At 68.7% G+C, this 26,199-nt stretch carries 28 protein-coding genes and 1 pseudogene; 18 read left to right on the top strand and 11 right to left on the bottom strand.

Annotation, left to right across the window (positions count from 1 at the left end):
* Nucleotides 1-18: 18 nt before the first annotated feature.
* On the bottom strand, nucleotides 19-1,215 hold the full coding sequence (locus SSMG_RS05725; protein WP_009073672.1) for an acyltransferase: 1,197 nt from the start codon (nucleotides 1,213-1,215) through the stop codon (nucleotides 19-21).
* A gap of 343 nt (nucleotides 1,216-1,558) precedes the next feature.
* Between SSMG_RS05725 and SSMG_RS05720 the strand changes: the two genes are divergently transcribed.
* Together SSMG_RS05720 and SSMG_RS05715 are read left to right on the top strand one after the other, a co-directional pair.
* Entirely contained in the window at nucleotides 1,559-2,299 is a 741-nt protein-coding gene (locus SSMG_RS05720) for an SDR family NAD(P)-dependent oxidoreductase (RefSeq protein WP_009073670.1), read from the top strand.
* A gap of 29 nt (nucleotides 2,300-2,328) precedes the next feature.
* Nucleotides 2,329-3,552 carry a cytochrome P450 gene (locus SSMG_RS05715; RefSeq protein ID WP_009073668.1) on the top strand — a complete coding sequence of 408 codons (1,224 nt, stop codon included), beginning with the start codon at nucleotides 2,329-2,331 and terminating at the stop codon, nucleotides 3,550-3,552.
* 42 nt (nucleotides 3,553-3,594) lie between these two features.
* Here the strand turns inward: SSMG_RS05715 and SSMG_RS05710 are convergent, their stop codons facing one another.
* The 3 genes from SSMG_RS05710 to SSMG_RS05700 form a co-directional block, all read right to left on the bottom strand.
* Nucleotides 3,595-5,211 (bottom strand): DHA2 family efflux MFS transporter permease subunit, encoded by a 1,617-nt coding sequence (locus tag SSMG_RS05710; protein WP_100266715.1) that lies wholly within the window; start codon nucleotides 5,209-5,211, stop codon nucleotides 3,595-3,597.
* Complete coding sequence (locus SSMG_RS05705; RefSeq protein WP_009073663.1) at nucleotides 5,208-6,089, bottom strand: TIGR03621 family F420-dependent LLM class oxidoreductase; 882 nt, start codon at nucleotides 6,087-6,089, stop codon at nucleotides 5,208-5,210. The genes SSMG_RS05710 and SSMG_RS05705 overlap by 4 nt, the downstream gene beginning before the upstream one ends.
* A 524-nt stretch (nucleotides 6,090-6,613) precedes the next feature.
* Nucleotides 6,614-6,919 carry a hypothetical protein gene (locus SSMG_RS05700; RefSeq protein WP_199785812.1) on the bottom strand — a complete coding sequence of 102 codons (306 nt, stop codon included), beginning with the start codon at nucleotides 6,917-6,919 and terminating at the stop codon, nucleotides 6,614-6,616.
* Nucleotides 6,920-6,979: 60 nt separating this feature from the next.
* On the opposite strand from SSMG_RS05700, the gene SSMG_RS05695 reads away from it, so the two are divergent.
* Genes SSMG_RS05695 through SSMG_RS05685 form a run of 3 tightly spaced genes read left to right on the top strand, consistent with a single transcriptional unit; the run spans nucleotide 6,980 to nucleotide 8,977 of the window.
* Nucleotides 6,980-7,438 carry a MarR family winged helix-turn-helix transcriptional regulator gene (locus SSMG_RS05695; protein WP_009073659.1) on the top strand — a complete coding sequence of 153 codons (459 nt, stop codon included), beginning with the start codon at nucleotides 6,980-6,982 and terminating at the stop codon, nucleotides 7,436-7,438.
* Between the two features lie 37 nt (nucleotides 7,439-7,475).
* On the top strand, nucleotides 7,476-8,372 hold the full coding sequence (locus tag SSMG_RS05690) for an NAD(P)H-binding protein (RefSeq protein WP_009073657.1): 897 nt from the start codon (nucleotides 7,476-7,478) through the stop codon (nucleotides 8,370-8,372).
* Nucleotides 8,369-8,977 (top strand): CPBP family intramembrane glutamic endopeptidase, encoded by a 609-nt coding sequence (locus tag SSMG_RS05685; RefSeq protein WP_037716652.1) that lies wholly within the window; start codon nucleotides 8,369-8,371, stop codon nucleotides 8,975-8,977. The genes SSMG_RS05690 and SSMG_RS05685 overlap by 4 nt, the downstream gene beginning before the upstream one ends.
* On the opposite strand, the gene SSMG_RS05680 is transcribed toward SSMG_RS05685, so the two are convergent.
* A complete protein-coding gene (locus tag SSMG_RS05680; RefSeq protein ID WP_078560708.1) occupies nucleotides 8,944-10,152 on the bottom strand; it encodes an FAD-dependent oxidoreductase in 1,209 nt (402 codons plus the stop codon). The two genes, SSMG_RS05685 and SSMG_RS05680, sit on opposite strands and share 34 nt — an antisense overlap.
* A 47-nt stretch (nucleotides 10,153-10,199) precedes the next feature.
* Here SSMG_RS05680 and SSMG_RS05675 point away from each other — a divergent pair, with 47 nt between their 5' ends.
* Nucleotides 10,200-10,646, top strand: coding sequence for a MarR family winged helix-turn-helix transcriptional regulator (locus tag SSMG_RS05675; protein WP_009073651.1), 447 nt, complete (start codon nucleotides 10,200-10,202; stop codon nucleotides 10,644-10,646).
* Here SSMG_RS05675 and SSMG_RS05670 read toward each other — a convergent pair.
* Nucleotides 10,631-11,254, bottom strand: coding sequence for a VC0807 family protein (locus SSMG_RS05670; RefSeq protein WP_009073650.1), 624 nt, complete (start codon nucleotides 11,252-11,254; stop codon nucleotides 10,631-10,633). The genes SSMG_RS05675 and SSMG_RS05670 overlap by 16 nt on opposite strands.
* Before the next feature lie 224 nt (nucleotides 11,255-11,478).
* Here SSMG_RS05670 and SSMG_RS05665 point away from each other — a divergent pair, with 224 nt between their 5' ends.
* The 5 genes from SSMG_RS05665 to SSMG_RS05645 all read left to right on the top strand — a co-directional run bounded on the left by SSMG_RS05665 (nucleotide 11,479) and on the right by SSMG_RS05645 (nucleotide 16,763).
* On the top strand, nucleotides 11,479-12,087 hold the full coding sequence (locus SSMG_RS05665) for a DUF1453 family protein (RefSeq protein ID WP_009073648.1): 609 nt from the start codon (nucleotides 11,479-11,481) through the stop codon (nucleotides 12,085-12,087).
* Nucleotides 12,084-13,238 (top strand): sensor histidine kinase, encoded by a 1,155-nt coding sequence (locus tag SSMG_RS05660; RefSeq protein ID WP_009073646.1) that lies wholly within the window; start codon nucleotides 12,084-12,086, stop codon nucleotides 13,236-13,238. Before SSMG_RS05665 ends, SSMG_RS05660 begins: the two co-directional genes overlap by 4 nt.
* The gene (locus tag SSMG_RS05655) at nucleotides 13,235-13,891 is read left to right on the top strand and encodes a response regulator transcription factor (RefSeq protein WP_009073643.1); all 657 of its coding nucleotides are present in this window, start codon (nucleotides 13,235-13,237) and stop codon (nucleotides 13,889-13,891) included. The genes SSMG_RS05660 and SSMG_RS05655 overlap by 4 nt, the downstream gene beginning before the upstream one ends.
* A gap of 133 nt (nucleotides 13,892-14,024) precedes the next feature.
* A complete protein-coding gene (locus SSMG_RS05650; protein WP_037712674.1) occupies nucleotides 14,025-14,420 on the top strand; it encodes a hypothetical protein in 396 nt (131 codons plus the stop codon).
* Nucleotides 14,421-14,597: 177 nt separating this feature from the next.
* Nucleotides 14,598-16,763 carry a BTAD domain-containing putative transcriptional regulator gene (locus SSMG_RS05645; protein WP_037716649.1) on the top strand — a complete coding sequence of 722 codons (2,166 nt, stop codon included), beginning with the start codon at nucleotides 14,598-14,600 and terminating at the stop codon, nucleotides 16,761-16,763.
* A gap of 64 nt (nucleotides 16,764-16,827) precedes the next feature.
* Here SSMG_RS05645 and SSMG_RS05640 read toward each other — a convergent pair whose 3' ends face one another.
* Nucleotides 16,828-17,247, bottom strand: coding sequence for a hypothetical protein (locus tag SSMG_RS05640; protein ID WP_158687993.1), 420 nt, complete (start codon nucleotides 17,245-17,247; stop codon nucleotides 16,828-16,830).
* Nucleotides 17,244-17,777 carry a hypothetical protein gene (locus tag SSMG_RS05635; protein WP_158687992.1) on the bottom strand — a complete coding sequence of 178 codons (534 nt, stop codon included), beginning with the start codon at nucleotides 17,775-17,777 and terminating at the stop codon, nucleotides 17,244-17,246. The genes SSMG_RS05640 and SSMG_RS05635 overlap by 4 nt, the downstream gene beginning before the upstream one ends.
* Nucleotides 17,778-17,898: 121 nt before the next feature.
* Here SSMG_RS05635 and SSMG_RS05630 point away from each other — a divergent pair, with 121 nt between their 5' ends.
* From SSMG_RS05630 to SSMG_RS05615, 4 genes are read left to right on the top strand one after another with little or no spacing between them, the layout of a single operon-like run.
* Nucleotides 17,899-18,918 carry a D-isomer specific 2-hydroxyacid dehydrogenase family protein gene (locus SSMG_RS05630; protein WP_009073635.1) on the top strand — a complete coding sequence of 340 codons (1,020 nt, stop codon included), beginning with the start codon at nucleotides 17,899-17,901 and terminating at the stop codon, nucleotides 18,916-18,918.
* Nucleotides 18,911-19,948 (top strand): D-alanine--(R)-lactate ligase, encoded by a 1,038-nt coding sequence (gene vanA, locus SSMG_RS05625; protein WP_009073634.1) that lies wholly within the window; start codon nucleotides 18,911-18,913, stop codon nucleotides 19,946-19,948. The genes SSMG_RS05630 and vanA overlap by 8 nt, the downstream gene beginning before the upstream one ends.
* Nucleotides 19,945-20,553 carry a D-Ala-D-Ala dipeptidase VanX gene (gene vanX / locus SSMG_RS05620; protein ID WP_009073632.1) on the top strand — a complete coding sequence of 203 codons (609 nt, stop codon included), beginning with the start codon at nucleotides 19,945-19,947 and terminating at the stop codon, nucleotides 20,551-20,553. Before vanA ends, vanX begins: the two co-directional genes overlap by 4 nt.
* Nucleotides 20,554-21,651 carry a glycosyltransferase gene (locus SSMG_RS05615; protein ID WP_009073630.1) on the top strand — a complete coding sequence of 366 codons (1,098 nt, stop codon included), beginning with the start codon at nucleotides 20,554-20,556 and terminating at the stop codon, nucleotides 21,649-21,651.
* On the opposite strand, the gene SSMG_RS05610 is transcribed toward SSMG_RS05615, so the two are convergent.
* Both SSMG_RS05610 and SSMG_RS05605 read right to left on the bottom strand, forming a co-directional pair.
* Nucleotides 21,601-22,713 carry a HAMP domain-containing sensor histidine kinase gene (locus SSMG_RS05610; RefSeq protein ID WP_009073627.1) on the bottom strand — a complete coding sequence of 371 codons (1,113 nt, stop codon included), beginning with the start codon at nucleotides 22,711-22,713 and terminating at the stop codon, nucleotides 21,601-21,603. The genes SSMG_RS05615 and SSMG_RS05610 overlap by 51 nt on opposite strands.
* Complete coding sequence (locus tag SSMG_RS05605) at nucleotides 22,710-23,384, bottom strand: response regulator transcription factor (RefSeq protein WP_009073623.1); 675 nt, start codon at nucleotides 23,382-23,384, stop codon at nucleotides 22,710-22,712. The genes SSMG_RS05610 and SSMG_RS05605 overlap by 4 nt, the downstream gene beginning before the upstream one ends.
* A gap of 88 nt (nucleotides 23,385-23,472) precedes the next feature.
* Here SSMG_RS05605 and SSMG_RS05600 point away from each other — a divergent pair, with 88 nt between their 5' ends.
* The 3 genes and pseudogenes from SSMG_RS05600 (at nucleotide 23,473) to SSMG_RS43195 (ending at nucleotide 25,744) form a co-directional block, all read left to right on the top strand.
* On the top strand, nucleotides 23,473-24,009 hold the full coding sequence (locus SSMG_RS05600; protein WP_100266714.1) for a M15 family metallopeptidase: 537 nt from the start codon (nucleotides 23,473-23,475) through the stop codon (nucleotides 24,007-24,009).
* 38 nt (nucleotides 24,010-24,047) lie between these two features.
* Nucleotides 24,048-24,561: pseudogene (locus SSMG_RS05595) on the top strand (phosphotransferase).
* Between the two features lie 16 nt (nucleotides 24,562-24,577).
* Nucleotides 24,578-25,744 (top strand): GyrI-like domain-containing protein, encoded by a 1,167-nt coding sequence (locus SSMG_RS43195; RefSeq protein ID WP_009073617.1) that lies wholly within the window; start codon nucleotides 24,578-24,580, stop codon nucleotides 25,742-25,744.
* Here the strand turns inward: SSMG_RS43195 and SSMG_RS45980 are convergent.
* Nucleotides 25,704-26,039, bottom strand: coding sequence for a hypothetical protein (locus SSMG_RS45980; RefSeq protein WP_199785810.1), 336 nt, complete (start codon nucleotides 26,037-26,039; stop codon nucleotides 25,704-25,706). The two genes, SSMG_RS43195 and SSMG_RS45980, sit on opposite strands and share 41 nt — an antisense overlap.
* Between the last annotated feature and the right edge of the window lie 160 nt (nucleotides 26,040-26,199).

Raw genomic sequence — 26,199 nt, 5'->3', positions numbered from 1 at the left:
ATTCCGGAGCGGCGGCGGTCATTTCTTGACCCTGCGCAGCCGCCGGGACATCGGCACTTCGATGTACTTGTGCAGCGCCCAGGCCGCGAGCGTGCAGATGCTGAAGGACAGGAGCAGGTTGAACAGCAGCAGCGGCAGCGGAAGGTCCAGGGACGGGGCCGGGATGAACCCGATTTCCGTGTAGAGCCGCAAAAACACCGGCTGCAACGGCAGGAACGCCAGCACGTGCACGAGGTAGAAGCTGTAGGACCGGTCGCCGAACCAGACGAACGGGCGAGCCCGCAGCCACGACGTCCGCCCGGCCAGATCCGCCCGCGACAGGGTCGCCATGAGCAGCAGCACCACCGGCAGCAGACCGCCGACGCGCTGGATCCGGTTGGGCAGGAACAGGAAGTCGATCACGAACATGACCGCGACGAGGACCAGCGTGACCGGCATGTTCGGCCCGCGCCACGTGCCCCGCCGCAGCAGCATGCCCACCGCCGCGCCGGTGACGAAGTCGATGAGCCGGAACACCGGGAAGATCATGGTGAACCAGAACGTGAATTCGCCGCCCTGCTCCGAATGGTTGAAAAACGAGGAGCCAGACGAATGCGCGAGAGTGAAAGTATCCCCCACCAGGAACGGCAGCCACCACGACAGGACCAGCAGGACGGCCATCGTGATCCACAGCAGCCGGTCGGTCGCCCTGCTCAGCAGCAGGAGCAGCGCCGGGAAAACGAGATAGAAGAACACCTCGACGCTCAGCGACCACGAAACCGGGTTCACGCCGTAGATCACGCCCTGGTCCGGAGCCCAGGCCTGCAGCAGGAACACGTGCGACAGCACGTTTCCGATCGACGTCGGCATGTGCAGCACGAACAACGCGACCGCGGCCAGGATCGTGGTCACGAAATAAATCGGGTACAGCCGCGCGAACCGGCGGCGCCAAAACGCCTGCGCCGTGTCGTCCGGCCGCGCCGCCCACGCCATCACGAAACCGCTCATCGCGAAGAAGACGTTCATCCCGGCGTACTGGACCGGCACCAGGATCGACGCCATTTCCGTGGTGACGAACCGGATGTGCCCGTCCTGCGGCAGCAGATGGAGCGTGGTGAAGTGGCACAGGAACGCGAGCGCGGCGAGCACGCCGCGCAATCCGGTCAGGGAGTGCAGCTGGACGCGGGGAGTCGGTTTGAGCGGAAGCTCGCCGCGAACCTCCCTGGCCAGGCTCATCCCTTCGCCGATCGCCGGGCAGTCCCGCCGGACGCCGTTTCCGCCGCGCGCGTTCTCTCAGCCAAAACGCTCCCCCAAACAATAATCCGAAAATGCCCCAGAAGATCGCTTCTCGCGTACGCAATCGGCGATCCGCGCTGGTATGCTCTCACACAGTTCGCACCACGTCTACCACGAAGGACCTGCCGAAACGAGGCCGGAAGTTCTCTTCCGCGGCCCCGTTCCGGGCAGATTAAGCGGCTTTTTAGCGAGTTTTTAGAATTGCGCTCCCGACGTCCGGGACAGCTATTGTTCGGATAGCCAACCCGTGCGCGGCGGCGCACCGACCCGACGAGGTTCCCGCATGGAAGAACGACTCACCGAAAAGACCGCGATCGTGACGGGCGGCAACAAGGGCCTCGGGTTCGCGATGTCCGAAGCCCTCCTCGCCGAGGGCGCCAGCGTGCTGTGCGCCTCGCGCACCCCGGGACGGACCGGCGAACTCCGCGAACGCTTCGGCGACCGGGTACGGCACTGCGAAACCGACGTCACGGACGCGGAGTCCGTGGCCGCCGCGCTGAAAACGGCCGCGGAGACGTTCGGCGGGGTCGACATCGTCGTGTCGAACGCCGCGGTGCGGCACGACGGGTTCGTCAAGAAGCTCACGCCGGGCGAATGGCGCGAGACCGTCGAAACCTGCCTCACCGCCACGTTTCTGCTGACCAACGCCGCCGTCCCGTACCTGTCCGAGCGCGGCGGGCGGATCGTCAACATCTCGTCCGGAATGGCCCGGCGGCCGATGCCCGGCGCGGCCGCCTACAGCGCGAGCAAGGCGGGCGTCGAGATGCTCACCCGGACCAGCGCCGTCGAACTCGCCCGGTACGGCATCACCGTCAACTGCATCTCCCCCGGCCTGTTCGACGTCGGCATGGGAGCGGATCTCCAGAAGGTGCCCGGGCTGTGGGAGAAGTACCTGGAGAACATCTCGCTCGGCCGCGCCGGGAACAGCGAGGACATCGGCCGCGCCCTCGTCTACTTCTGCACCGAGGCGAGCAGTTACGTCAACGGGCACGTGCTCGAACTCGACGGCGGCTACCTCGGCTGAACGCGGCCCACGAAACCGGGAGGGAATGAATGGCGGTGCGCACGCCTCCGGATCTCAGTCCGGAAATCGGTCCTCTGTTCGCGCGAGAACGCGACGACGCCCTGTACGAGTTCTACCATGCGTTCCGCGAGCAGTCGCCGTTCGCCATTCCGGGCCTCAACATGGTCTGTATCGGCAAATACGATCATGTCGCCTCGGGTTTCCGGCTCCCCGGTCTGGTCAAACAGGATCCCGGCCGGCGGGACGGGAAACATCCGGGCTGGCGCGACCAAGTCGGCCTGGCGCAGTTCTACCAATCGCTGCTGTGGGAGAACGGGTCCCGGCACCGCAGGCTGCGGGGACTGGTCAACAAGGCGTTCACCCCGAAGCGGGTCGCCGCGCTTTCGGACGGCATCGCCCAGGTCGTCACGGATCTCTACCAGGACCTGGAATCGGCCGGGCGTGAGGCTGATCTGGCCAGGGACCTCTGCTCGCGGATCCCCATGCACGTCATCGGGAGCCTGGTGGGCGTGCCGAAAGCCGACCAGTTCGCGCTGCTTCCGCACGTGCTGGACTTCCTGCTGGTCATCGATCCGGTCCACGCGGCGGAAGCGGCCGCACGGGCGGGCGAAGCCAGCGAGGTCCTGCACCGCTACTTCCTCGATCTCGTGGCGGAACGCCGGCGGTCCCCGCGCGACGATCTCGCTTCGGCGCTGATCGGCGTCCGGGACGACACCGAGGAGCTGTCCGAAGCGGAGCTGGTGCAGACGATTTTCCTGCTGTTCGCCGCCGGGTTCGAGACGACGTCGAACATGCTGGGCAACGGCTGCGTCGCGCTGCTCTCCCGTCCGGACGTCGTCGCCCGGATCCGGCGCGACCCGGAAGCGGGGGCCCACGCGGCGACCGAGGAGGTTCTGCGGTACGACCCGCCGCTGCAGTTCGTCAGCCGTATCGCCGAGGAACAGCTGGTCATCGGCGACACCCGGATCGAGGCGGGCACCGAGGTCGTCTTCCTGATCGGCTCGGCGAACCGCGACCCGGACGCTTACGAAAACCCGGACGCCTTCGACCTGGACCGGCCCCGGCCGCCGCTGGCGTCGTTCGCGTTCGGCTCGCATTTCTGCCTCGGCGCCGGCCTGGCCCGGCTGGAGGGCCGGATCGTCTTCGGCTCGCTGTTCGACCGTTTCCCCGGGCTCGCCCTCGCGGGCAAGCCCGTGCGCCGGAAGACGTTCAACATGAACGGCTACGAAACCATTCCGGTGACGCTGTACTGACCCGCTGTCCGTCCACTCAGGACGGACAGCGGCGAGCGGCTTTCAGACGGCTTGCCGACGCGGGGAGCGGGCGAAGGCCGCACAGACCAGCGCGATCATCAAAATCCCGGCCAGCACCAGCAACGTCGGCCGCACCGCGCTGACCACCGACTCCCGCAAGATCTCCCGCGCAGCCGCCTCCCCGGCCGCACCACCAGGGACCGCGCCACCGCTGCCCGTCCCGGCGTACTCCGCCGCCTTGCCGATCGAGGACATCGAATTGCCGACGAACGCCTCAAACGATGCCCGGTCCGAAGCGGGAAGCTGGCCGACGTGCGAGGCCGTCTCGGTGGTCACCGCGGACGCCAGGAACGCTTGCATCAGCACGGCCATCACCGAACCGCCGATGACCGAACCGAACTGGCGGGCGGTGTGCAGGATGCCCGAGGCCGATCCGGCTAGTTGCTTCGGGACGTTGTGCATGGCCAGCGAATTCAAGGGCGTGAAGGTGCAGCTGAGCCCCATGCCGACGAGCAGGAGGCCGGGGATCAGCAGCAGCCACCACGTGTCGATGTCCGCGACGCCCACGAACCACAGGATGCCGACGCCGAAGAACACCGGCCCGGCGAGGAAGACCCGTTTCCCGCCTATTCGGTCCGCGAGTTTCCCGGCGAGCGGCGCGCAGATCGCGACCGTGACGAAAATCGGGAACATCAGGGCGCCGACCTGGGCGGGGCTGAAGTCGAGCGCGTACTGGCCGAACATCGCCATCGGCAGCATCGTGCCCACGATGACCAGCGACACGGTGGTCGTGGCGGGCACCATCAGCGTGTAGTTGCGATCCCGGAAGAATTGGAACGAGATCAGCGGGGAGTGCCCTTGTTTGCGTCGCTCCACGACGACGAAGGCGGCGAAGAACACCACCGACAGCACGAGGATCAGCGGGATGGAAATCCAGCCGTAAATCGTGCCCCAGTGGTATTTCTCGCCCTCGATGAGGCCGAACGAGACGCCCACGAGCGCGGCGGTGACCAGGGTGGCGCCGAGCCAGTCCAGGCGCTGCCGCTGCCGCGCCCCGGCCGCGGGGAGGACGAAGGCCCCGACGACGACCAGCGCGATGCCGATCGGCAGGTTCAGCACGAAGTTCGCGCGCCAGCTCGCCAGCGACGTCAGCGTGCCGCCGATCAGCGGGCCCAGCACCGAGGCCAGGCTGGACACCGCGCTCCAGATCCCGATGGCCGCGCCGCGTTTGGCGGCCGGGTAGACGGCCACGATGATCGCCATCGCCTGCGGGTACAGCATCGCCGACCCCACGCCCTGCACCGCCCGCGAAATCAGCAGGGCCTCGAGGTTCGGCGCCACTGCGCAGCCCACCGACGCGACGGTGAAGACGGTCGCCCCGGCGAGGAACATCCGCCGGTGCCCGAACATGTCGCCGAGCCGGCCGCAGAGGATCACCAGTGCCGCGTTGGCGATCAGGTAGGCGTTGATCACCCAGGTCATCGCGGCCAGGCTGCTGCCGAATTCCCGCGCCATCACCGGCGTGACGATGTTGATGATCGACATGTCGAGCGACGACATGAACGACCCGAAGCTCACGACCGCGAGGATCAGCTTCGGGCTGCGCGCGAAACCGCCTTCCCTGCTTTCCCCGGCCACCCGGCCCGGACTCGCCGTCACTTGAGCTCGCTGATCACGGGGGCCAGCGCGTCCAGGTACTGCTCGTGGACGGTGAGGTAGCTGACGCCCCACCGGTCCCGGCGTTCCCTGAGGATCTCTGCCATCTGCGCGACGTTGCCGATGAGCCCGGTCGGCGCGTCCAGGCGCTGTTCACCGGACATCTGCGGCGCGATCGCCTTCAACTCCTCGGCGGCGGCCGCCCGGTTTTCCGTGGGGTGCACGTGGTGGATCATCAGGTTCAGCTCGATCGACGGGAAGCGGTCCCCGGCGACTTTCCGGACCTTCTCCACCCGGACGTCGAGTTCCTCCGCGGTGATCGCGCGAAGCTGGGCGGGCTGACCGGGGCCGGCCGGCTCGTCGGTGAGCGTGCTCAGTCCGATGATGTCGGCGTAGCGTGCCGCCAGGCTCAGTGTGCGGTCGCGGCGCCCGGCGACGAGCAGCGGGGGCTTCGGGAGCGTGCCCGGCGACGACTCGTCCGAACGGGCGACCTCCACCGCGCGGCGCAGATTCTCGACGCGGCCGGCGCGGCTGGGAAAGGCGATGCCGGCTTGCTGGTATTCCGCTTCGACGTATCCGGCGCCGAGTCCGAGTTCGAACCGGCCGCCGGTCATCAACTGCGCGGTCGCGATCTCGCGCGCGAGAAGACTGCCGTTCCAGAAACCGCTGTTCAGGACGAACGTGCCGACCTTCGCTTTGTCGCACGTCTCGGCGGCGAGCAGCGCGCCGGGAAACGGCGACGGCATTCCCAGGTGATCGGGCACGACGAGCACGTCGATGCCCAGTTCGGTGGCACGCTTGCACTTCGCGACGAACTCCTCGCGGCTGCAGCGCTTGTGCAGGCTCAGGCCGAACCGGAACGGCCGAGGGGAATCCGGCATTTCAGCACCATCCCTTCGCGCGGGCGCGAATAGCCGGAATGGAAAGGTTCGGAACGCACCACGAAGTTCCCGCGATTCCCGCTGTCAACACTTACCCCCCAGTAAAGAAAAAGGCTGCCCCACAGTCAGCACGCTGTCGGCAGCATACACGATCCTTCGACCGTCGACCGCAGTTTCCGGGGGCGAAGAGAACGCGTTCGGAGCTTTCCGCCGAATGGCCCAATGCGACACTGGACGCTCGCGCGGGCCCCAGCGACCCTCCCGGAGAACAGCACAGGAGACTCCGCCGCATCCCGAGAACCCGTGAGCCCCCGGGTGGCACCAAAATCCACAATGGACAATTGTGGAGCTGATTTGACAGTGCTGCACTCAACAGGAATTTTCCCGGCGCATTCGTCCGATTTGTCATTTTAGCGCCCACTCAGGACAGAACGCTCCGCTGTCGTTCACCACCGCCGGTACCGACGGGACACTGACGCGCGGCTTTCACCACAGCACGACAGCAGTGACCACGTGCACCGCACCTACCACGGAACTGCCGCGATCATGCCGATTTCCCGGCGCGACACCCCGATGCCGACGTCGCCCGCCTGCGCGACCGCTGCCGCGAGCAGGACCACCGCACAGACTGGTCCAGACCAGAGGAACGGCACGACCGCGGCCGCACCCCCCAGCGGCACGGCTCTGACCGCGTACATCCAGCTGTAGAACTTCTCGCCTTTCGTCGGCACTTCGCTGTGGCTCAACGCCGCCGGTCGCACCACCGCCACCACCGCGAAAACGACACTGACCACCGCGAGCACCGCATTGCCCGCCAGCAAGACCGCCATCATTAGCTCACCCCTCAACTATTCACATATTGAACTGTTCACGGATGATAGAGTACCGTCGTGGCGACCAACAGCTCCTTGTCCGAGACCGCGGCCTTCCGGCTCATGGTTCTCGGCACCGACCTGGCGAACGATTTCGCCGAGCACCTGCGCGAAACCGGCCTGACGCCCAAGCACCTCGGGTCACTCGCGATGGTCGAGCAGGGTCTCGCGCGGACGCAGGACGACATCGCCCGGCTCATGCGGGTGAGTCCCAGCCTGGTCGTCCGGCTGGCGGACCAGCTGCAGCAGCGCGACCTGATCGAGCGAGAGCGGGACCCGGCCAACCGGCGCAAGCACATCCTCACCGTCACCGAGAAGGGGCACTCCCTGCTGGCCGAGATGGGTTCGCGCGCAGCGGCCGTCGACGCCGAACTGGACGCCCGGCTCGGCCCGCGGCTCGGCGGCCAGCTGGGCGAGGCGCTCACCCGGTTGATGGGCAGGCTGATGGCGGATCGGCAGCGTCCCGCGCCGCGGTGATCAGCGGGATTCCGCTCGCCCGGCTACCGTCGCAAGCATGCGCGTACTCGTCGCCGGAGCCTCGGGGTTCGTCGGCAGGCGGTTGTGCCCGGCGCTGACCGACGCCGGGCACGACGTGCTCGCCATGACCCGCCGTCCGGAGCACTACCGCGGCGCGGGCGAGGCGGTCCGCGCCGACGTCGCGGACATCGGTTCCCTGCGGGATGCGTTCAAGAACGTCGAAGCCGCCTACTACCTCGTGCATTCCCTGGACAGCACCGATTTCCGGAAGCGCGACGCCGCCGCGGCCCGCGCGTTCGCCCGCGCGGCGGCGGAAGCGGGAGTGCGCCGGATCGTCTACCTCGGCGGGCTCGGGGACGACGCCGACTCGCTGTCCGCGCATCTGGCCAGCCGCCGCGAGGTCGAACGGCTGCTGGCGGAGACCGGGGTGCCGGTGACCGTGCTGCGCGCGGGGATCGTGATCGGGCACGGCGGGACGTCGTGGGAGCTGACCCGCCAGCTCGTCGAGCGGCTGCCCGCGATGATCACGCCGCGCTGGGTCGGCACGCGCACCCAGCCGATCGCGCTCGCCGACGTCGTCCGCTACCTGACCGGCGTGCTGGAGCATCCGGAGACCGAGGGCCGGACGTTCGACATCGGCGGCCCGGAGGTGCTGACCTACCGGGAGATGCTGCAGCGGGTCGCGGCGATCGAGGGCAGGATGCTGGCGATCGTGCCGGTCCCGCTGCTCTCGCCCCGGCTGTCGTCGTACTGGCTTTCGCTGGTCACCGACATCGACGCGACGACCGGGCGCGCGCTGATCGACTCGATGGGCAACGAGGTCGTCGTCCGCGACGACGCGATCCGCCGGATCTTCGACTTCGAACCGATGGGCTACAACGACGCCGTGCTGCAGGCCTTGGGCGAACGAGCGAGACAGCGGTGGACCAGGTGAAGACGTTCCTGAAGGCGGTGACCGCGGCGGGTTCCGGGCTCCTGGGCGCGTCTTTGGCCAGCAAACCGGGTTCGCGCCGGTTTCACGCCTTGACCGCCTCAGTGGCGGCGACGTGGTTCGCCGGAGCACGCGCAGCCGGGCCGGTGTCCCGGGGTCGTCCGGACGTCGTGCAGCCGGCGTTGGTGGGCGCGGGCGCGTTCGGGGTGTTTTACGGCGGTGCGCTGGTCGCCCGCCGAATTCCGTTGCTGCGCCGGGCGATCACCGGCGTGCTCGGCCACGCCCACCACGGTTCGACGCCCACCGTGGTGACGACCGCGCTCGTAACCGGTGCCGCGGAAGAGGTTTTCTTCCGCGGCGCGCTTTACGACGCGTTCGGCGCGCGAGACTCGACCGTGCTGTACGTGGCGTCCACGACGGCGACCCGAAACCCGGCTTTGGTGCTGGCGTCCGCGGCCATGGGAACGCTCTTCACGCTGCAACGCCGTTGGGGCGGCGGAGTGCAGGCACCGATGCTGACGCACGTGACCTGGTCCGCGTTGATGATCGGCTTCCTGCCGCGCCTTTTCCCGCCTCAGGACTCCAGCGACGGCGGAGTAGGCCCGTAGGCATTGGCGCGAGCGGCGCGGGCCCGCGCACCCGGAATACCGGTGAGCAGGCGCAGCAGCCGATACGGCGGAGCGGCGGGACGACCGCGTTCCCTCGCCCGGGCGGCGCGCTGTTCGAGCCGGACCTGCTGCGCCTGCACCTGCCGGATCGCGGGCTCGCGTTCGGCTTGGATCCGCGCGAGCGCGGCATCGGACAAATCCCGCCCGAGGTGATTGGCCGCGGCGACGGCGTCCTGCACCGCCATGAGAATCCCGTTGCCGCCGACCGGCGAGATGACGTGCGCGGCGTCGCCGATGAGCAGCAATCCCGGTCGCCACCAGCGCTCCACGCGGGAGATATCGACCGACAGCAGGGTCGTCTGGCCGAAATCGGTCAGCAGCTCGGCCCGGTCCGCCAGCCACGGCACGTGCTCGGCAAGGAATGTCCTAATCGGACCGACCCCCTGTTCGCGGGCCTCGGCGTAGCCGCCTTTGGGTAGGCTGTATCCCACCTGCCAGCCACTGGTCCCGGCGAGCAGGCCGACGTAGTGGTGCTGCCCGAAGAAGAGGTCCACGTCGGCGTCCGGCGGGTCTTCGGGGCGGTGCGGCAGCCGGAACCACAGCAGGTCGGTGGTGGCGCCGAGCGAGCGGGCCGGAGCGTCCGCGAGGCGGCGGACCCGGGAAAACCGGCCGTCCGCGCCGACCACGAGCGCGGCGGGCTGGTCGTGAGTTCCGGTGTCGTCGCGGTAGCGGACGCCGGTGACGCGCCCGTCGCCGTCGCGGTTCAGGTCGACGACTTTGGCTCCGGTACGCACGTGCGCATCGGGCAACGCAGAGGTTTCGGCCGCGAGGAAATCGAGGAACCGCGCCTGCGGCATCAGGGCGACGTAGTTGTACCGGGTGGAAAGCTTGCCGTAGTCGGCGGTCGTGATCGACCCGGCCGGGGTGTGGAGCCGGAAGTAGCGGGCTTTGTGGTGCGGCAGGGCGAGCAGCCGGTCGGCCAGGCCGAGGCGGTCGAGCAGTTCGAGGGTGTAGGGGTGCAGCGAATCGCCGCGGAAGTCGCGGTCGAAGTCCTGGTGCGCTTCCAGCAGCGTCACCGGGATCCCGGCCCGCCCGAGCAGGTACGCGAGCACCATCCCGCCGGGACCGCCGCCCGCGACGACCACGGGAGCGGATTCGCTAGATTTTCTAGCCATATCCCCCAGCGTAGCCCACCGCTAGAATTTCTAGCTACTATTCGCCCGTGGCGGACCAGCAAGCGGCGCGGGAAATCTCCCTGGCGGTGCGGCGGCTGCTGCAAGCGGGCCGGGGCATGCAGGCGGCGCTGGCGCGCAAGCTGTCACTGCGGGTCACCGACGTGCAGGCCCTCGACCTGGTCGTTTCCAGCGCGGAGCCGCTCGGACCGGGCGAGCTGGGCCACCGGCTCGGCATCACCTCCGCGTCCGCGACCGTGCTGGTCGACCGGCTCGCCGCCGCCGGGCACCTGGCCCGCCACGCCGACCCGGCCGACCGGCGGCGCGTCCACCTCGAGGCCACCGACCACGCCCGCGAGGACGTCCGGACCGCGCTCAGCCCGCTGCTCACCGAGATGGAAGCCATCACCGACCGGCTCGCCCCCGAGCACGTCCCGGTCATCCTGGACTTCCTCGACGACGTCGCGGCCGCGATGCGCGCCTACGACCGGCGCTGAACCGCCTGCTCGCCCCGCCGCCGGGTCAGCAGCGTCCACCCGATCAACCCCCCGAACGCGACGATCATCAACGCCTGCGAACAAGCCGCCGCCGTATCGAACGGCAGCGTGTACACGCCGACGATGCGCAGCACCGAATCGGCGGTCAGCCCAAGTCCCCACACCAGCGAGACCTGGTACCACCGCCGCCGCAACGTCGCGTCCTGCGCGGTGGCCTCGAAGGCGCGCTGCTGCTCGCCGCCGGCCGAGTGCGCGAAGCGCCGTGCCGCGTAGTACGCGAGCGGGCGGTTGAGCACGCAGCTGCCGACCAGAGCGACGCCGGCGCAGAAGGTGGTCACCGATTCCTTCGCCAGCAACAGGCGCGGATCGCCGGTGAGGAAGCTCAACCCGAGGCCCAGGCCGAAAAGCAGCATGAGGAACGACGAGAAGAGGTCCAGCCGCCGCTGCGCGACCGCGACCCAGACCGTCCGCAGTCCCGCGACGATCGTGCCGATCAGCAGTGACACGTAAGCACTCGCGCCGAGCAGGTTGGCGGTGTAGTAGGCGACGACGGACAAACCGACGTCCAGGAACATCGTGGTGATCATCATGCGGGCGGGCGAAGGCATGCCGTACTCCCCGTTTTCGGCTCGGCTGCTGGGATTTCCCGGAAAACGCTACGGTCGCGCCCGCCCGCCGTCTTGCCGCCGGGGGCGTATCCCGGGTGGAGAAATCCAGGCTCGGGTGGAGGGATTTCTCCACCCGCGGATACGCCTCGCACCGCACGACTTCGCCGCCGTTCCTCCGTAGTTTTCTCGGCATCGGAACGCGAATCGAAAGGCAGGAACAACCCATGAGCGGACCCGTGGAGATCGTCCTGATCGCGGCGGCGGTCGGCTACCTGATGGTGCGGCGGATGATCGGCGAACCCGCGCAGGCCAAGCAGATGCTGATCCTGCCCGCGATCCTGTCCGTCGTCGGCCTCAGCACGCTGTCCGGCGACGTGAAAACGGCCGCGTCGCTGATTTTCCTGGTCGGGACGGCGGCGATCAGCATCGTTCTCGGCGTCCTGCGCGGGGCCAGCGTCCGGATTTCCCGGCGCGACGGCATCGCCTTCGTCCGCTACACCCCGGTCACCGTCGCGCTGTGGGTGGCGAACATCGTGGTCAAGGTGGGCGTGAACTTCGCGCTCGACGCGTTCGACCCGCAGGACGCCGGCGGCGTGTCCAACAGCCTGCTGTTCACCCTGGGCGTCGGCATCCTCGCCGAAGGGCTGGTCGTGCTCTACCGCGCGCTGCGCGCCGGGCACCAGGTCATGTGGGCCCAGGGTCGCGACGGCGCGCCCGGGCAGACCTCGCCGCTGCTCGACAACCTCCAGCGCAACCTCGCCGGCCGCCCGGCCGAGTGGAACACTCAGTCCGCGCACGACGCCGGCCAGACGAGGAGGAACCTGGTCCCATGAGCAAGCCGGACCAGCGGCCGCTGTCCCTTCTCGGGCAGTACCGGGACGAGCTGATCCAGCCCGTCCTCGTCCTCACCGCCATCGCCTGCACGGCGGTGCAATGGCCGGGCGCGACCATCGCGTTCCGGCCATTGGCCTTGTCGCTGTTCGTACTCGTTTCGCTCGCCGGGATCGTCTCGCTGCTGCCCTGGGCCCGGATGGCCGAAACCCGGCAGATCGCCGTGATGAGCGCCTACATGCTGTTCGGCGCTCTGCTGCTGCCGCTGGCGCACGGAACCTTCGCGGCGATGTTCCCGTTCGTCGCCGCGTCCGCCTCGGGGATCAAGCTCGCGTCCCGCCGGGCCGCGGTGACCATCGCGGTCGGCGGCTCGGTCGTCGCGGCCGTAGCGACCTGGACGGTCGGACAGCTCTCCCCGGACGTCCCGGTATGGCCGGTGTGGGTGACGCTGACCGTGGGCCTGCCGGTCGCGGTCGGCATCTCGCACCACGACCGCCTCGACGCCGTCCGCAGCGCCCAGCTCGCCGCCGAATCGGCCCAGCGCGCCCGCGAGTCCGAGGCGCGCGAGGCAGCGCTCGTCGAACGCGGCCGGATCGCGCGCGAGATTCACGACGTCCTCGGCCATTCGCTTTCCGGGATCGCGCTGCAGCTGGACCTGGCCGACGCCCTGCGCGACAGCGGCCGCGACGACGAGGCCGCCGCCGCGGTCCGCAAGGCACGCGCCATCGCGGTCGACTCGATCACCGAGACCCGCCGGGCAGTGCACGCGCTGCGCGAAGACACCTTGCCGTTGTCTGAGACGTTGTGCCAGCTCGCCGAACAGGCGTCGGCCGAGTTCTCGGTCGAAGGCGAGGCCGGGACCGTCGGCCCGGAGACGACGCACACCATGGTCCGGGCGGCGCAGGAGGCGATGACCAACGCGGCCAAGTACGCGCCCGGAGCGCCGCGCCGCCTTCGGCTGGCCTTCACCGCTGATCAGGTCAGGCTGACCGTGCACAACGGGCCCGCGACCGAACCCCGCCGCGCCGAGCTGGCCGGTGGTTCCGGCGTCGGGCTCGTCGGGATGCGCGAACGAGCCGCCCTTCTCTGCGGCACCCTGCGAGCAGGCCCGGCCGACGACGGCTGGACCGTGGAACTGGAGCTGCCTCGATGACCGACCGCCCGATCACCCTCGTTGTCGTCGACGACCAGGCGACTGTCCGCGAAGCCCTCGCGGTCATGCTCGACCTCGCCGAGGACGTCAACGTCGTCGCGACCGCGACCAACGGGGAGGAAGCGGTCAAGGCAGTGCGGGAGCACAGCCCGGACGTCGTGCTCATGGACCTCAACATGCCGGTGCTGGACGGGGTCGGCGCGACCGGGAAAATCCGCGAAACCGAACCGGGCACCACCGTTCTCGTGCTCACCACGTTCGACGACGACGAATCGATCCTGGCCGCCCTCCAGGCGGGCGCGAGCGGGTACCTGACCAAAGAGGCCGACCGCACCACGATCCTGCACGCCGTGCGCACCGCCGCGCAGGGCCAGACCGTGCTCTCGCCCGAGGTGCAGCGGCGGCTGCTCGCGCTGGCCGCCAAACCGGCCCCGCCCGCCGAACCGGACCTGTCGCTGACCGCGCGCGAACGGGAAATCCTCGGGCTGATCGGCGACGGCCTGCGCAATCCGGAAATCGCCGCCGCCTTGGTCATCAGCGAGGCCACCGTGAAAACTCACATCAACAACCTTTTCGCCAAAGCCGGATTCCACTCGCGTGCCGACGCGGTCCGCTACGCGCTCAAGTATCAGAACGGCCAACGCAAGCAATAACTGAGACCCGGCAAGGATTCTTCGCGGTTTCGCGATGACGCATCGGTGCCGCATCCGCGACGCCGCGACCGGACAGCATGGTTCGCGAGGCGCACCATCCGAGGTGCCGCCCCGGCGCAAAGGAATATTCACCATGCTTCGATCCACTGGCCCGGATTCCCTTTCCCGAAGAGCGGCCAAGCCGTTCCTCGCCCTCGCCTTGACGATCGCCGCCTTGTTCGCGGGCGCGAGCGTCGCGACCGCGGCCCCGGCCGGCGGCACGCAGGCCGGAACCCTCAGCTCAGCGGGCGCGCTCGCCGCGCCGAACACCACGCCGCCGGTGTTCAACTGCAGCTATTTCTCCCGGATCCCGTTCCACGACGTCGCGGTCAGCTGTTCGGTGCGCGTCGGGGTGATGCGGGTTTATCTCATCTGTTCGAACAATGCCCGGATCAACGGCCCCGTCATGTTCGCGGGCAACACTTACCGTTTCGTTCTTTCGTGCCCCGGCGTCCCTTTGCGCAGCATTAACTGGGAAGCCTTGTCCTAGCCGGGAAAACGTCCGGGGCGGCCATCCGGCGGGCCGCCCCGGACGCGGTTTCCGGTCCGCTCGGCCGAAACTGCTCGGCCGTAGCGCCGCAGATCCGCCGCGGCGGTTGCCCGGGCGGGGCCAGGACCGCTAAACACACCATGTCCTGGTCCGGCGACCGGCTCACGGGTGATCACGATGACGGTGCGGTTCCGCCTGCTCGGCCCAGTCGGCGTGACCGTGGACGGCCGCGCGATCGAACTGGGCCATCCGCAGTTGCGCTGCATGGCCGCGGTGCTGCTGATCGAGGCGAACCAGACGGTCGCGATGGACGAACTCATCGACCGCGTCTGGCCGGAAGGCGCGCTGCCCCGCCAGCCGCGGCGTGCGGTGCAGCACAACATTCCGTTGCTGCGCAGGGTTCTCGCTCCGATTCCCGAGGTCGAGCTCACTCGCGCCGACTGCGGGTACCGGCTTTCCGTGGAACCGGACGCGGTCGATCTGCATCGCTTCCACGCACTGCTGGCCCAAGCCCGCGCCACCCCGCACCACGATCCGGACGAGGCGGACACCCGAGCCGCGACCGCACTGGAACAAGCGTTGTCCTTATGGCAGGGCAAACCTTTCTCCGACCTCGCCGCCGCGGCCGACATCCCGTGGCTGTGCGCGCTGCGGGCCGCGCTCACCGCCCGCCAGCGAACCGCGCGGCTCGATCTGACCGACATCCGGCTGCGGCAAGGCAAACACACCGAACTGCTCGCCGAACTCGCCGCCGACACCGCGAGCCACCCGTTCGACGAACGGCTCGCCGGACAGTACCTGCTGGCTCTCTACCGAAGCCGCCGCCAAGCCGAGGCGCTGCAGCATTACCACCGCCTGCAACGGGTTCTCGCCGACGAACTCGGCACTGATCCCGGCCGTCCGCTGCGCAGGCTGCACGAGCAGATCCTCGCCGCCGACCCCGCGCTGTCCACCCCCGCGCCGGAGCCCGCGACCCGTCCGCCCGTCCCCCGCCAGCTGCCCGGCCCGCCCCGGCTGTTCGCCGGTCGCTGCGCCGAGTTCGTGCATTTGGACCGGCACATGGACCTGGCCGGGACGGTGGCGATCGGCGGCGCCGGCGGAATCGGCAAGACCTGGCTCGCGCTGCACTGGGCACACCAGCGGCTCGACCGGTTCCCCGACGGGCAACTGCACGTCAACCTGCACGGTTTCGATCCCATCGGACAGCCCCGGTCCGCCGCCGAGGCGATCCGCGGCTTCCTGGACGCCCTCGGCGTCGCCCCCTCCGCGATCCCGGTCGACCTGGAAGCCCAGATCGGCTTGTACCGCAGCCTGCTCGCCGGGAAACGCATGCTGCTCCTGCTGGACAACGCCCGCGACATCGACCAGGTCACGCCATTGCTCCCGGGCACGCCCACCTGCACAGTCCTGATCACCAGCCGCCGCCACCTGGTCGGCCTCGCCGCGCTGTACGGCGTGCACCTGCTGGACCTGGACGTCCTCCCCGACCCGGACGCGCGCGAACTGCTCGCCGGGCACCTCGGCCCGGACCGGCTGGCCGCGGAACCGGACACCGTCGCCGACCTGCTCGCGATGTGCGCCGGTTTGCCCCTGGCAGTACGGATCGTGGCCGCGCGGGCCCAGCACCACCCGACGTTTCCGCTGGCCGTCCTCGCCGAGGAACTGCGCGACGCCTCCGCCCGGCTGGACGGCCTGAACGCCGGCGGTCTCAGGGTGAACCTGCGGGCGGTGCTGTCCTGGTCGGTCCGCGCGCTCAGCCCGCAAGCGACGCGGCTGTTCGGCTTGCTCGGCATCGCCCCCGGTCCGGACATCAGCCTCGCCGCCGCCGAAGCGTTGGTGGCGCTCCCGGCCGTCCAGCTGCGCCCGGTGTTGCGCGAACTGGAGCTGGCTTCCCTGGTGCAGCAACACGTTCCGGGCCGGTACCGGATGCACGACCTGATCCGCCTCTACGCCGGCGACACCGCCCAGCACACCCTCGCCGAGGACGCCCGCGACGCCGCACTGCAGCGAATCCTGTACTTCTACACGCACACCGCCCACGCCGCCGACCGGCTCCTCAACCCGCGGCAAGCCTCGGTCCGGCTCGATCCGCCCGCACCGGACGTCCTCCCCCATCCGCTGCCCGACGCGCTGGCCGCGCTGGCGTGGTGCAACACCGAGCACGCCTGTCTCGTCGCCGCCCAGCACACCGCCGCGACGCTCAGCTGGCAACTGGCCTGGGCGCTGGAGACCTTCCACGCCCGGCTGTCGCGCCTCTACGACCGGCTCGCCCGATGGCAGGCCCCGGCGGACCTCGCTACGACTCCTCGCCCAGGTAACGCGTCTGGTCCTGCCGCCGGTTGACGTCCGCCGCCCGGTGCACTACGTCCACAGTGGACGTTGATTGGCCGCGGTAACGGGGATTTCCTTACGCGGGAAGGTCTTCGAGACTGAGTCGATACCAGTCGTGCCGGGTCACGATGTGCAAGTCCGCGCCCCGCCCGAAAACCCGGGCGTCTCGCGGTAGTTCCTGACCATCCGGCAGAACGAGCCGGTACTCGCCGGTCACGCGGTACCGGTCGCCGTCCAGAACCCCGGCCACCAGCCGATCCCGCTCTGGCTCGTACCCGCCGTAGAACGCCAGCCGCGAACCACGCACTGCCAACGCGGTAGCGCTGCGGATTTCGTTGCGCCACCCGGTGACGCGGCCGTCGCGGATCCGGACGACGGGCCATTCGGTGTAGAAGCACGTCCAGGCGGTGTCGCCATCGACGTTGAGGGCGTAGCAGTCCAAAATATGCCCCCAGGACATCCGCGCGGACCAGGGATAACGCCAGTCCTCAGTCAAGTCGGCCGAGAACCGGACCAGCCCGCTCCGGCCGACCGGCGGGGCGGCTCCGTCCTCGCCCCAACCGCGCGAGCCGAGCACGCCTTCGTCGAAGTAGCCGACCCAGATCTCCCCGGCCCGGAGGCCTGCACGTGCAAGATTCCGTCCCCGAAAGTCTGCTCGGCCACCACCTCGCCGTCGGAGTCGAAGACGATCGCATTGCGCTCCAGCCCGGTCGTCCGCCAGTCGCACCGAGGCCCGACCAGCAGCACGCGCCCGTCCGGCAGCGGCTGCACCTCCGGGCTCTCCAGCCGAAGCTCCGGAATTCGCGCCGCGACCGCCATCTCCGGCACGTGCACTGTCACCCGCACCGCGCGGTCCGCTGGAGCCGACCACACCGCCGTCAGCTCGCCGAACGGACCGATCGCCTCCGAAATCCGCACCTCCCCCGGCTCCGGCGGCAAGATCCGCGCATGATGCCAGGTCGGAACGGGCCGCAGCGCCAGGACTTCCGCCCGGCGCGCCAAGATCTTCCGCTTCCGCTCTTTCACCGCGACATCCGACCACGCCGGTGCCCGCTCGCTCCACCCCATTTCTCTCGCGGCCGCATATCGTCCGTGTATCGGAAACCGCATACAGGCTGGCAACATCCCGCCGCCTTGACTGACCCGCATGACCTACCGCGAACCGGCCCGTGCCGCGGGGCTTCGGGTCCGGTCGTCGGTTCCGGCGGCCGGGATCACGATCTACGGCTGCGGTCCCGACGAAGCCGCCCTGGTCCAAGAGGCGGTGCGCCGGTTGGGGATAACAGCGGCGGTCACCGCGGCGGCGCTGTCCGAAGCCACCGTCGAACTCGCCGCCGGGAATCGGCGCGTCAGCGTCAGCCACAAAACCCGCATCACCAACGGCACCTTGCGCGCACTCAGCGAGATCGGCGTCCGGTATCTCTCCACGCGAAGCATCGGCTGCAACCATCTCGACGTCGAATACGCCGAGCAACTCGGGATCACCGTCGAAAACGTCGCGTACTCGCCCGACAGCGTCGCCGACTACACGCTCATGTTGATGCTGATGGCGATCCGCCACGCGAAATCCCTCATCCGCCGAACGGACGCGCACGATTACCGGCTGAACAACGCTCCCGGAAAAGAACTGCGCGACCTCACCGTAGGCATCATCGGAACCGGACGCATCGGTGCCGCGGTCATCGACCGGCTGTGGGGTTTCGGCGGCCAGAAACTCGCTTACGACCTCCGCCCCCGAACGTCGGCCGACTACGTCCCCCTCGACGATTTGCTGCAGCAGAGCGACATCGTCACCCTCCACACCCCGCTCACCCCGGAAACCCGCCATCTCCTGGACCGGCACCGGATCGAGCAGATGAAACCCGGTGCGATCGTCGTCAACACCGGCCGCGGCGGCCTGATCGACACCGAAGCCCTCGTGTCCGCCTTGGAAAACGGCAGACTGGGCGGCGCGGCATTGGACGTCCTCGAAGGCGAAGAAGGCATGTTCTACGCCGACTGCCGCGGCAAACCTATCGAAAACACCAATCTCGCGCGCCTGCAGAAACTGCCGAACGTCCTGATCAGCCCGCACACCGCGTACCACACCGAGCACGCCTTGCGCGACGCGGTGGAAAACAGCCTCCTCAACTGCCTGAATTTCGAAAGCTGGACAAACCATGGCTAAACTCAAGATCGGCGTCATCTTCGGCGGAATCTCCGAGGAACACCCCGTCTCGGTCAAATCCGCGCGAGAAGTGGCGAAGAACCTCGAACCGGAAACCTACGAGCCGTATTGGGTCGGGATCACCAAGGACGGCTCGTGGAAGCTCTGCGACGGCCCCGGCGAAGGGTGGGAGGACCACGGCCGCCCGGCGATGCTGTCACCGGACCGCGGCGTCCACGGACTGCTGGTCGAGGAGCAGGGCAAGTACGAGCCGGTCCGGCTGGACGTGGTGCTGCCGGTGCTGCACGGCAAACTCGGCGAGGACGGCGCGATGCAGGGCCTCCTCGAGCTGTCCGGAATCCCGTACGCGGGCTGCGATGTGCGAAGTTCGGCGCTGTGCATGGACAAATCCCTCGCCTACCTCGTCACCGACAGCGCGGGCATCGCCACGCCGAACTTCTGGGCGGGCTCGGCGAACGAGACCGTCGACGCGGGCAAATTCACCTACCCCGTCTTCGTGAAGCCGGCCCGGTCCGGTTCGTCGTTCGGCGTCACCAAGGTCTCGCGCGAGGAGGACTTGCCGAGCGCGCTCGCGGACGCGGCGCAGTTCGATTCCAAGGTCCTGATCGAGGAAGCGGTCGAAGGCAGCGAAGTCGGTTGCGCGGTCCTGGGCAACGGCGCGGACCTGATCGTCGGCGAACCGGACCAGATCCGGCTGTCGCACGGGTTCTTCAAGATCCACCAAGAGGACAACCCGGAAAGCGGCTCCGAGAATTCGACCATCCTCGTCCCCGCGGCCATCCCGGCGGAGGCGCGCGCCCGCGTCCAGGCGACCGCGCGCACCATCTACCGCGCGCTGGGCTGCCGCGGCCTCGCCCGCGTCGACCTGTTCCTGTTGGAAGACGGCACCGTCATGCTCAACGAGGTCAACACCTTCCCCGGACTGACCTCCTACAGCCGGTACCCGCGGATGATGGCGGCCGCCGGGCTGTCGTTCGCCGAAATGCTCGACCGGATGGTGTCCCTCGCGCTGGCCGGGGCGCGCCGATGAGGCCCGGTTTCGCCTTCCTGGACGAGGTCGCGCCCGGAATCCGCTGGGACGCCAAGTACGCCACCTGGGACAACTTCACCGGCAAACCGGTCGACGGTTACCTGGCGAACCGGATCGTCGGCACCCATGCCCTGTGCGCCGCCTTGCGAAACGCGCAGGACAAAGCCGCGACCCGAGGCTTCGGCCTGCTGATCTGGGACGCCTACCGCCCGCAACGCGCAGTAGACTGCTTCCTGCGCTGGGCGAAACAGCCGGAAGACGGTCGCAAGAAACGTCAGCACTACCCGAACCTCAACCGCGCGGAGATGTTCGAAAACGGTTACGTAGCGATCAAATCCGGTCACACCCGAGGAAGCACCGTGGATTTGACTCTGTACCGCCTGGAGACCGGTGAACTCGTCCCCATGGGCGGCGGCTTCGACCTGATGGATGCCGTCTCGCACCACGGCGCACCGGGAATCACCCCCGCCGAAACGGCGAACCGGCAACACCTTCGGTCCATTATGGAGGATTGCGGTTTCGCCGCGTACGAATCCGAATGGTGGCACTACACGCTGAACGACGAGCCTTACCCAGACACGTACTTCGATTTCCTCATCGCCTAAATGGACCCCAAGCCACCCCGCGTGGTCGTCGCCGGAGGCCACTCCGCCGGACACATCGAACCCGCGATGAATTTCGCCGACGCGTTGCGACGGCTGTCCCCCGAGGCGGAGATCACCGCACTCGGCACCGTCCGCGGCCTGGACACGACGCTGATCCCCGCTCGCGGCTACCCGCTGGAACTCATCCCGCCGGTTCCGTTGCCGCGCAAGGCAACCTGGGCGCTCCTGCACACCCCGTCCCGCTTGCGTGCTTCGATCCGGGCCGCTGGGACAATCCTCGACCAGGTCGGCGCAGACGTCGTAGTGGGCTTCGGCGGTTACGTCGCCGCCCCGGCCTACCTCGCCGCCCGCCAGCGAGGCTTGCCGATCGTCGTCCACGAGGCGAACGTCCGGCCGGGAGCAGCCAACCGGCTAGCCGCCCGGATGACGCCGCACGTGTACACCGCCTCCCCGGCCGTCCGGCTGAAACACGGCACCGCAATCGGAATCCCGCTGCGTCCAGCCATCACCGAACTCGACCGCGCCGCAACCCGCGACGCAGCCCGACGCCGGTTCGGCCTGCCCCAAGACGGCCCAGTCCTGCTGGTCACCGGCGGCTCGCAAGGCGCCAAGACCATCAACGCCGCCACCTCCGGCGCAGCTGCCGCACTGTGCGCGGCCGGGGTGCGGATCCTGCACATCACCGGCCCGCAGCACACCGTCGACGCGGCCGACCCGTCGCACATAGTCCTGCCGTTTGTCGACGAAATGCAGTATGCCTACGCCGCCGCCGACTTCGCGATCTGCCGCTCCGGCGCGCTGACCTGCGCCGAACTGGCCGCGGTCGGCCTCCCCGCGGCGTTCGTCCCCCTGCCCGACCGCGGCGGCGAGCAACGCCTGAACGCCGAGCCGATCGTCACCGCCGGCGGCGCGCTGCTCGTCAACGACGCGGACCTCACCCCGGCCTGGATCGAAGCCGCCCTCCTCCCAGTCCTCACCGACCCAGCCCACCTCGCCGCGATGTCCGCCCGCGCCGCCACGACCGGAGCACCCAATGCCGACACCGCCCTAGCCCGACAGGTGCTGACGATCGCCGAACAACATCGCCTCCCCAGGTAACCGCACCACCACCCGAAGCCCACCCGCAGCACCCGGCGCGAGCGAAAGCGACCCGTCGTGCGCCCGGGCAATGCTCTTCACAATCGCCAGCCCCAACCCCACCCCGGCGTGATCCCCCCGGACCCGCTCAGTACCCCGCTGGAACGGCTCAGTGAACGTCCAAATCCGCTCCGGGCTGACCGCTTCCCCGGTGTTCTCCACCGTGAGCGTGCTCGACGTCGCGGAGGCAGTGGTGCGCAGCTGCACAGTCCCGCCCTCCGGCAGGTTGTGCACGATGGCGTTGTGCAGCAAATTAGTCGTCAGCTGCAGCAGAAGCGCCCGAGACCCGTTCACGGCAGTGAACTCGCCCGAAGTCTCGATGGTCACGCCGTGTTTCTCGGCCAGCGGCAAGAGCGTCTCGGCGGCCTCTTCCGCCACCAGCGACAAGTCGACGGATTCCCGGGTGAACGACCGCTGGTCCACCCGGCTGAGCAGCAGCAAGGCTTCGGTGAGTTCGATCGCCCGCGCGTTCACGACCCGAAGACGTTCGTGAAGCTCGCCGAGATCGCGGTCCGGATCGTCTCGCGCGACTTCGAGGAGGCTCTGCGTGATCGCCAACGGAGTACGCAGTTCGTGGGACGCGTTGGCGGCGAACCTCCGCTGTTCGGCGACGTGCGCGTCGAGGCGGGCGAGCATGGCGTCGAAGCTGTCGGCGAGTTCGCGGAACTCGTCGTCGCGGCCTTCCAGTTCGATCCGATGCGCGAGCGAACCGGTCGAGGCCTGCCGGGTCGCCGCGGTGATCCGGTTCAGCGGGGCGAGCATGCGCCCGGCCAGAATCCAGCCGCCCAGCAGGCCGAACATCAGCAGGAGCAGCATCACGATCGCCGCGTCCGGCGCGAAGTCCTTGATCAGTTCGCGGCCGGACGGAGCCATCACCACCGGCATCACTTCCAGCGCCCGGTCCTGGTAGTTCAGCAGGAACAGGCCCACCGCGCCGAGCAGCAGCGTCCCGGCCAGCATGAGGAATCCGGCGTAGCTGAGGGTCAGTTTGAGCCGGACGCTCATCCCGGGCTCGCGGATCATCCGCGTGCCGACCCGTCGTCGATCCGGTAGCCGACCCCGGGGACGGTCGCGACCAGCCACGGTTCGCCGAGCCGTTTGCGCAGCGCCGAAACCGTGATGCGGACGGCGTTGGTGAACGGGTCCGCGTTCTCGTCCCAGGCCCGCTCGAGAAGTTCCTCGGCGCTGACCACCCCGCCCTCGGCCGCGACGAGCACCTCCAGGACGGCGAACTGCTTCCGGGTCAGCGCGACGTATCGGCCGTTCCGGTAGACCTCGCGGCGGAACGGGTCCAGCTTCAGTCCGGCGATTTCCCGCACCGGCGGCCGGTTGTGCGCGCGCCTGCGGTCGAGCGCGCGCAGCCGGAGCACGAGTTCCCGCATCGCGAACGGTTTGGTCAGGTAGTCGTCGGCGCCGAGTTCGAAACCGGAGACCTTGTCGTCGAGCCGGTCGGCGGCGGTGAGCATCAGGATCGGCATGCCGCTGCCGGACGCGACGACGCGTTTCGCGATCTCGTCGCCCGACGGTCCGGGAATGTCCCGGTCGAGCACCGCCATGTCGTACGCGTTGACGCTCAGCATTTCCAGCGCGGTGTCCCCGTCCCCGGCGAGATCGGCCGCGATCGCTTCCAGGCGCAAACCGTCCCGGATGGCCTCGGCCAGGTAAGGCTCGTCCTCGACGATCAGCACACGCATGCCCTCGATGCTACGAGCAGACGCGTATCGCTGGCATATCCGAAACCGCGTACGCGCCGGCAACACCGTTTCGCCTTGGCTGGACGCCATGACCCGCAGCGAATCCGCACGACGTCCGGCTCTCGCCGTTTTCCGGCGAACCGTCCGCCAGGTGCTTCGCCGTCGTGGCGCACTCAGCGAGGCCGACGGCGCCGTCCCGCCCGGCACCACAGTATTCGCCGAGATTCCGGCCGTGGCCAATCTCGATCCGGAATTCCTGGACGCGCTGCGCCGGGCGGCCAAAGACGCCGCTGACGACGGCGTCGAGTTCCGCGTCAACAGCGGCTGGCGTTCCCCGGCGTATCAGAATCAGCTTCGGCGCAAGGCAATCGCCAAATACGGCTCGGAGCAGGAGGCCGCCCGTTGGGTAGCCACCGCCGACCAGTCCGCGCACGTCTTGGGGAACGCGATCGATCTCGGCCCCTTCGAAGCCACGGCGTGGCTGTCGGAACACGGTGCCGCATATGGACTGTGCCAGATCTACCGGAACGAACCGTGGCACTACGAACTGCGCCCCGAAGCCGTTCTCCAAGGCTGTCCGCCGATGTACGCCGATCCCTCGCAGGATCCGAGGCTGCAACGCTAAGCCAGGCTGGGAAAACCCGGCGACTTCGGTGCTCGTTTTTGGTGACGACCCTGCGCGTCGGCGACGTGTTCCTGAAGGTCGACACCGACCAAGCGCGCGCCGACGCCGAAGTCGCGGCGATGGCGCTCGCCCCGGTCCCGACGCCGGAGATCCGCTGGCGGAAACCGCCCGTGCTCGCGCTCGCCGCCCTGCCCGGACGGGAACTCGGCCGCCCCGGCGCACCGTCGACCGCGTCCCCGGCCGCTTGGGCAGCCGCGGGGGCCGCCGCCCGGACACTGCACGAGGCGCCGCTGCGGCCGTGGCCGCGGGTCTTCACCCACGGAGATCTGCAGGTCGCGCACATTTTCGTTGAGGGCGACGAGGTGACCGGCATCCTCGACTGGTCCGAGGCCCACCAGGAACACCTCCCCGACGTATTGGCCGGTTACGGCGCAGACGTCGACCTCGACGTCCTCCGCGCGTGGTGGTCGCTGCGCAGCCTGCGGATGGCTGGCCGGACACGGGTTCGACCCGGCTCCCGAAGTCGCGGTCTTGAAGGCCCAGCTATTCTAGTACTAGAATAGCTGGCATGCCCGCCCTCACCGACGCCGAACTGACCGTCCTCGGCCTGCTCGTCGAGCAGCCCCGGCACGGCTACGAACTGGAGCGGGTGATCGAGGAGCGCGGCATCCGCGCCTGGACCGCGCTCGGGTTTTCCTCGATCTATTACGTCCTCGACAAACTGGCCAAGCGCGGCCTGATCGAAGCGACCGGCGGCCCGCGCTCCGGCAAATCGCGCGCCACCTTCCAAGCCACGCCGGCCGGCGTCGAACTCTGCGCGGACGCCACCCGCGAAGCACTCAGCGCTCTCACGCCGATCCACGCGCGTGTCCTCATCGCCATGGCCAACAGCCCGGGCCTGCCGGACACCGAAGTGCGTTCCGGCCTGACCACGCGGATCGCCGCGTTGCGCGGACAACTCGCCGAAGTCCGGGCGACGCGCGCCAGCCAAGAATCCCTGCCCGACGCCGCGGCGGCGATTTTCGACTACAGCGAAGCAATGCTCACGGCCGACCTCACCTGGACCGAGAGCGTCCTCACCAAGGAGACCGCGATGGAGAAGTACGACGTCAAGAAGGCCCACCGCGCGCTGTATTCGCCGCCTGCGGACTTCACCGTCGTGGAGGTTCCCGCGCTTCAGTATCTGGCCGCCGACGGCCACGGCGACCCGAACACCGCGCCGGAGTATACGAACGCCGTCGAAGCGCTGTACGGAATCGCTTATGCGGTGAAGTTCGCCAGCAAGAAAAACCTCGGCCGAGACTTCGTCGTCGGACCGCTTGAGGGACTTTGGCGCGCCGACGACTCCAGCGTCTTCCTCACCCGAGACAAGGCGAAGTGGGACTGGACGATGCTGATCAGTCAGCCGGACTGGGTCACCGAGGACATGGTCCGGGAAGCCGCCGAAAGTGTCGCGAAGAAAAAAGACAACCCCGCGCTCGCCGGAGTCCGGCTACGCACGCTGACTGAAGGCATGAGCGTCCAGATCCTGCACGTCGGCTCGTACGACGACGAAACGCCTACGTTGCACCGGCTCCACGACGAATACCTGCCCGAACACGGCCTGACCTTCAACGGCGACCACCACGAGATCTACCTGAGCGACCCGCGCCGCACCGCACCCGAGAAGCTCAAAACGGTGCTGCGGCAACCGGTCAAGCCTCTTGGAACACGATCTGCTCCGGCGGAGTCGTGAGCTTCAACGTCTGCCGCCGGACGGACAGGAGCGTGCTGAGTTCCGTCGCGTGCCCGTCGGGAATGGTGAAAAGCTGGTCGTTGCGAGTGTCGACATAGTCCGCGAATCCGGCGAGCGAGACGCCGCCGGTTTCGTCCAGGCTCAAGTAATCGGCCAGCCGGCGGAACAGTTTCGGCAACAGCACCACGTCGTCGCGCAATTGGGCGCGGCTGGTCAGCCGAAACCCGCTGTTGGTGACGTCGTGCTCCCACACGCCCTTGCCCGCGGTGCGCGCCGCGACCGCCGCGTCGGCCATCGTCTGCCGGAGATCCGGGTACAGCTTGGAGTAGAACGTCGGATACGCGAGCCGGTTTCGAGAAGACGGAAATTCGCCGACGCCTTCAGCGTTTTCGGTTCAAGATGCACGGACCCGCCGTCCGTGGAACGCCCCGCCCGCTGTCCGGGAAACGCGAACG

It is taken from the genome of Streptomyces sp. AA4 (genome assembly GCF_000158875.1).
Classification (GTDB): domain Bacteria; phylum Actinomycetota; class Actinomycetes; order Mycobacteriales; family Pseudonocardiaceae; genus Amycolatopsis.
Note: the sequence above shows the minus strand (reverse complement) of the source record. Positions and strands in the feature narration are given on the sequence as shown.

Coding starts and splice junctions, on each gene's coding strand:
- SSMG_RS05725 (WP_009073672.1), bottom strand. CDS start 1,215: ATGAGCCTGGCCAGGGAGGTTCGCGGCGAGCTTCCGCTCAAACCGACT.
- SSMG_RS05720 (WP_009073670.1), top strand. CDS start 1,559: ATGGAAGAACGACTCACCGAAAAGACCGCGATCGTGACGGGCGGCAAC.
- SSMG_RS05715 (WP_009073668.1), top strand. CDS start 2,329: ATGGCGGTGCGCACGCCTCCGGATCTCAGTCCGGAAATCGGTCCTCTG.
- SSMG_RS05705 (WP_009073663.1), bottom strand. CDS start 6,089: ATGCCGGATTCCCCTCGGCCGTTCCGGTTCGGCCTGAGCCTGCACAAG.
- SSMG_RS05700 (WP_199785812.1), bottom strand. CDS start 6,919: ATGGCGGTCTTGCTGGCGGGCAATGCGGTGCTCGCGGTGGTCAGTGTC.
- SSMG_RS05690 (WP_009073657.1), top strand. CDS start 7,476: ATGCGCGTACTCGTCGCCGGAGCCTCGGGGTTCGTCGGCAGGCGGTTG.
- SSMG_RS05680 (WP_078560708.1), bottom strand. CDS start 10,152: ATGGCTAGAAAATCTAGCGAATCCGCTCCCGTGGTCGTCGCGGGCGGC.
- SSMG_RS05670 (WP_009073650.1), bottom strand. CDS start 11,254: ATGCCTTCGCCCGCCCGCATGATGATCACCACGATGTTCCTGGACGTC.
- SSMG_RS05665 (WP_009073648.1), top strand. CDS start 11,479: ATGAGCGGACCCGTGGAGATCGTCCTGATCGCGGCGGCGGTCGGCTAC.
- SSMG_RS05660 (WP_009073646.1), top strand. CDS start 12,084: ATGAGCAAGCCGGACCAGCGGCCGCTGTCCCTTCTCGGGCAGTACCGG.
- SSMG_RS05655 (WP_009073643.1), top strand. CDS start 13,235: ATGACCGACCGCCCGATCACCCTCGTTGTCGTCGACGACCAGGCGACT.
- SSMG_RS05650 (WP_037712674.1), top strand. CDS start 14,025: ATGCTTCGATCCACTGGCCCGGATTCCCTTTCCCGAAGAGCGGCCAAG.
- SSMG_RS05645 (WP_037716649.1), top strand. CDS start 14,598: ATGACGGTGCGGTTCCGCCTGCTCGGCCCAGTCGGCGTGACCGTGGAC.
- SSMG_RS05630 (WP_009073635.1), top strand. CDS start 17,899: ATGACCTACCGCGAACCGGCCCGTGCCGCGGGGCTTCGGGTCCGGTCG.
- vanA (WP_009073634.1), top strand. CDS start 18,911: ATGGCTAAACTCAAGATCGGCGTCATCTTCGGCGGAATCTCCGAGGAA.
- vanX (WP_009073632.1), top strand. CDS start 19,945: ATGAGGCCCGGTTTCGCCTTCCTGGACGAGGTCGCGCCCGGAATCCGC.
- SSMG_RS05615 (WP_009073630.1), top strand. CDS start 20,554: ATGGACCCCAAGCCACCCCGCGTGGTCGTCGCCGGAGGCCACTCCGCC.
- SSMG_RS05610 (WP_009073627.1), bottom strand. CDS start 22,713: ATGATCCGCGAGCCCGGGATGAGCGTCCGGCTCAAACTGACCCTCAGC.
- SSMG_RS05605 (WP_009073623.1), bottom strand. CDS start 23,384: ATGCGTGTGCTGATCGTCGAGGACGAGCCTTACCTGGCCGAGGCCATC.
- SSMG_RS05600 (WP_100266714.1), top strand. CDS start 23,473: ATGACCCGCAGCGAATCCGCACGACGTCCGGCTCTCGCCGTTTTCCGG.
- SSMG_RS43195 (WP_009073617.1), top strand. CDS start 24,578: ATGCCCGCCCTCACCGACGCCGAACTGACCGTCCTCGGCCTGCTCGTC.
- SSMG_RS45980 (WP_199785810.1), bottom strand. CDS start 26,039: ATGGCCGACGCGGCGGTCGCGGCGCGCACCGCGGGCAAGGGCGTGTGG.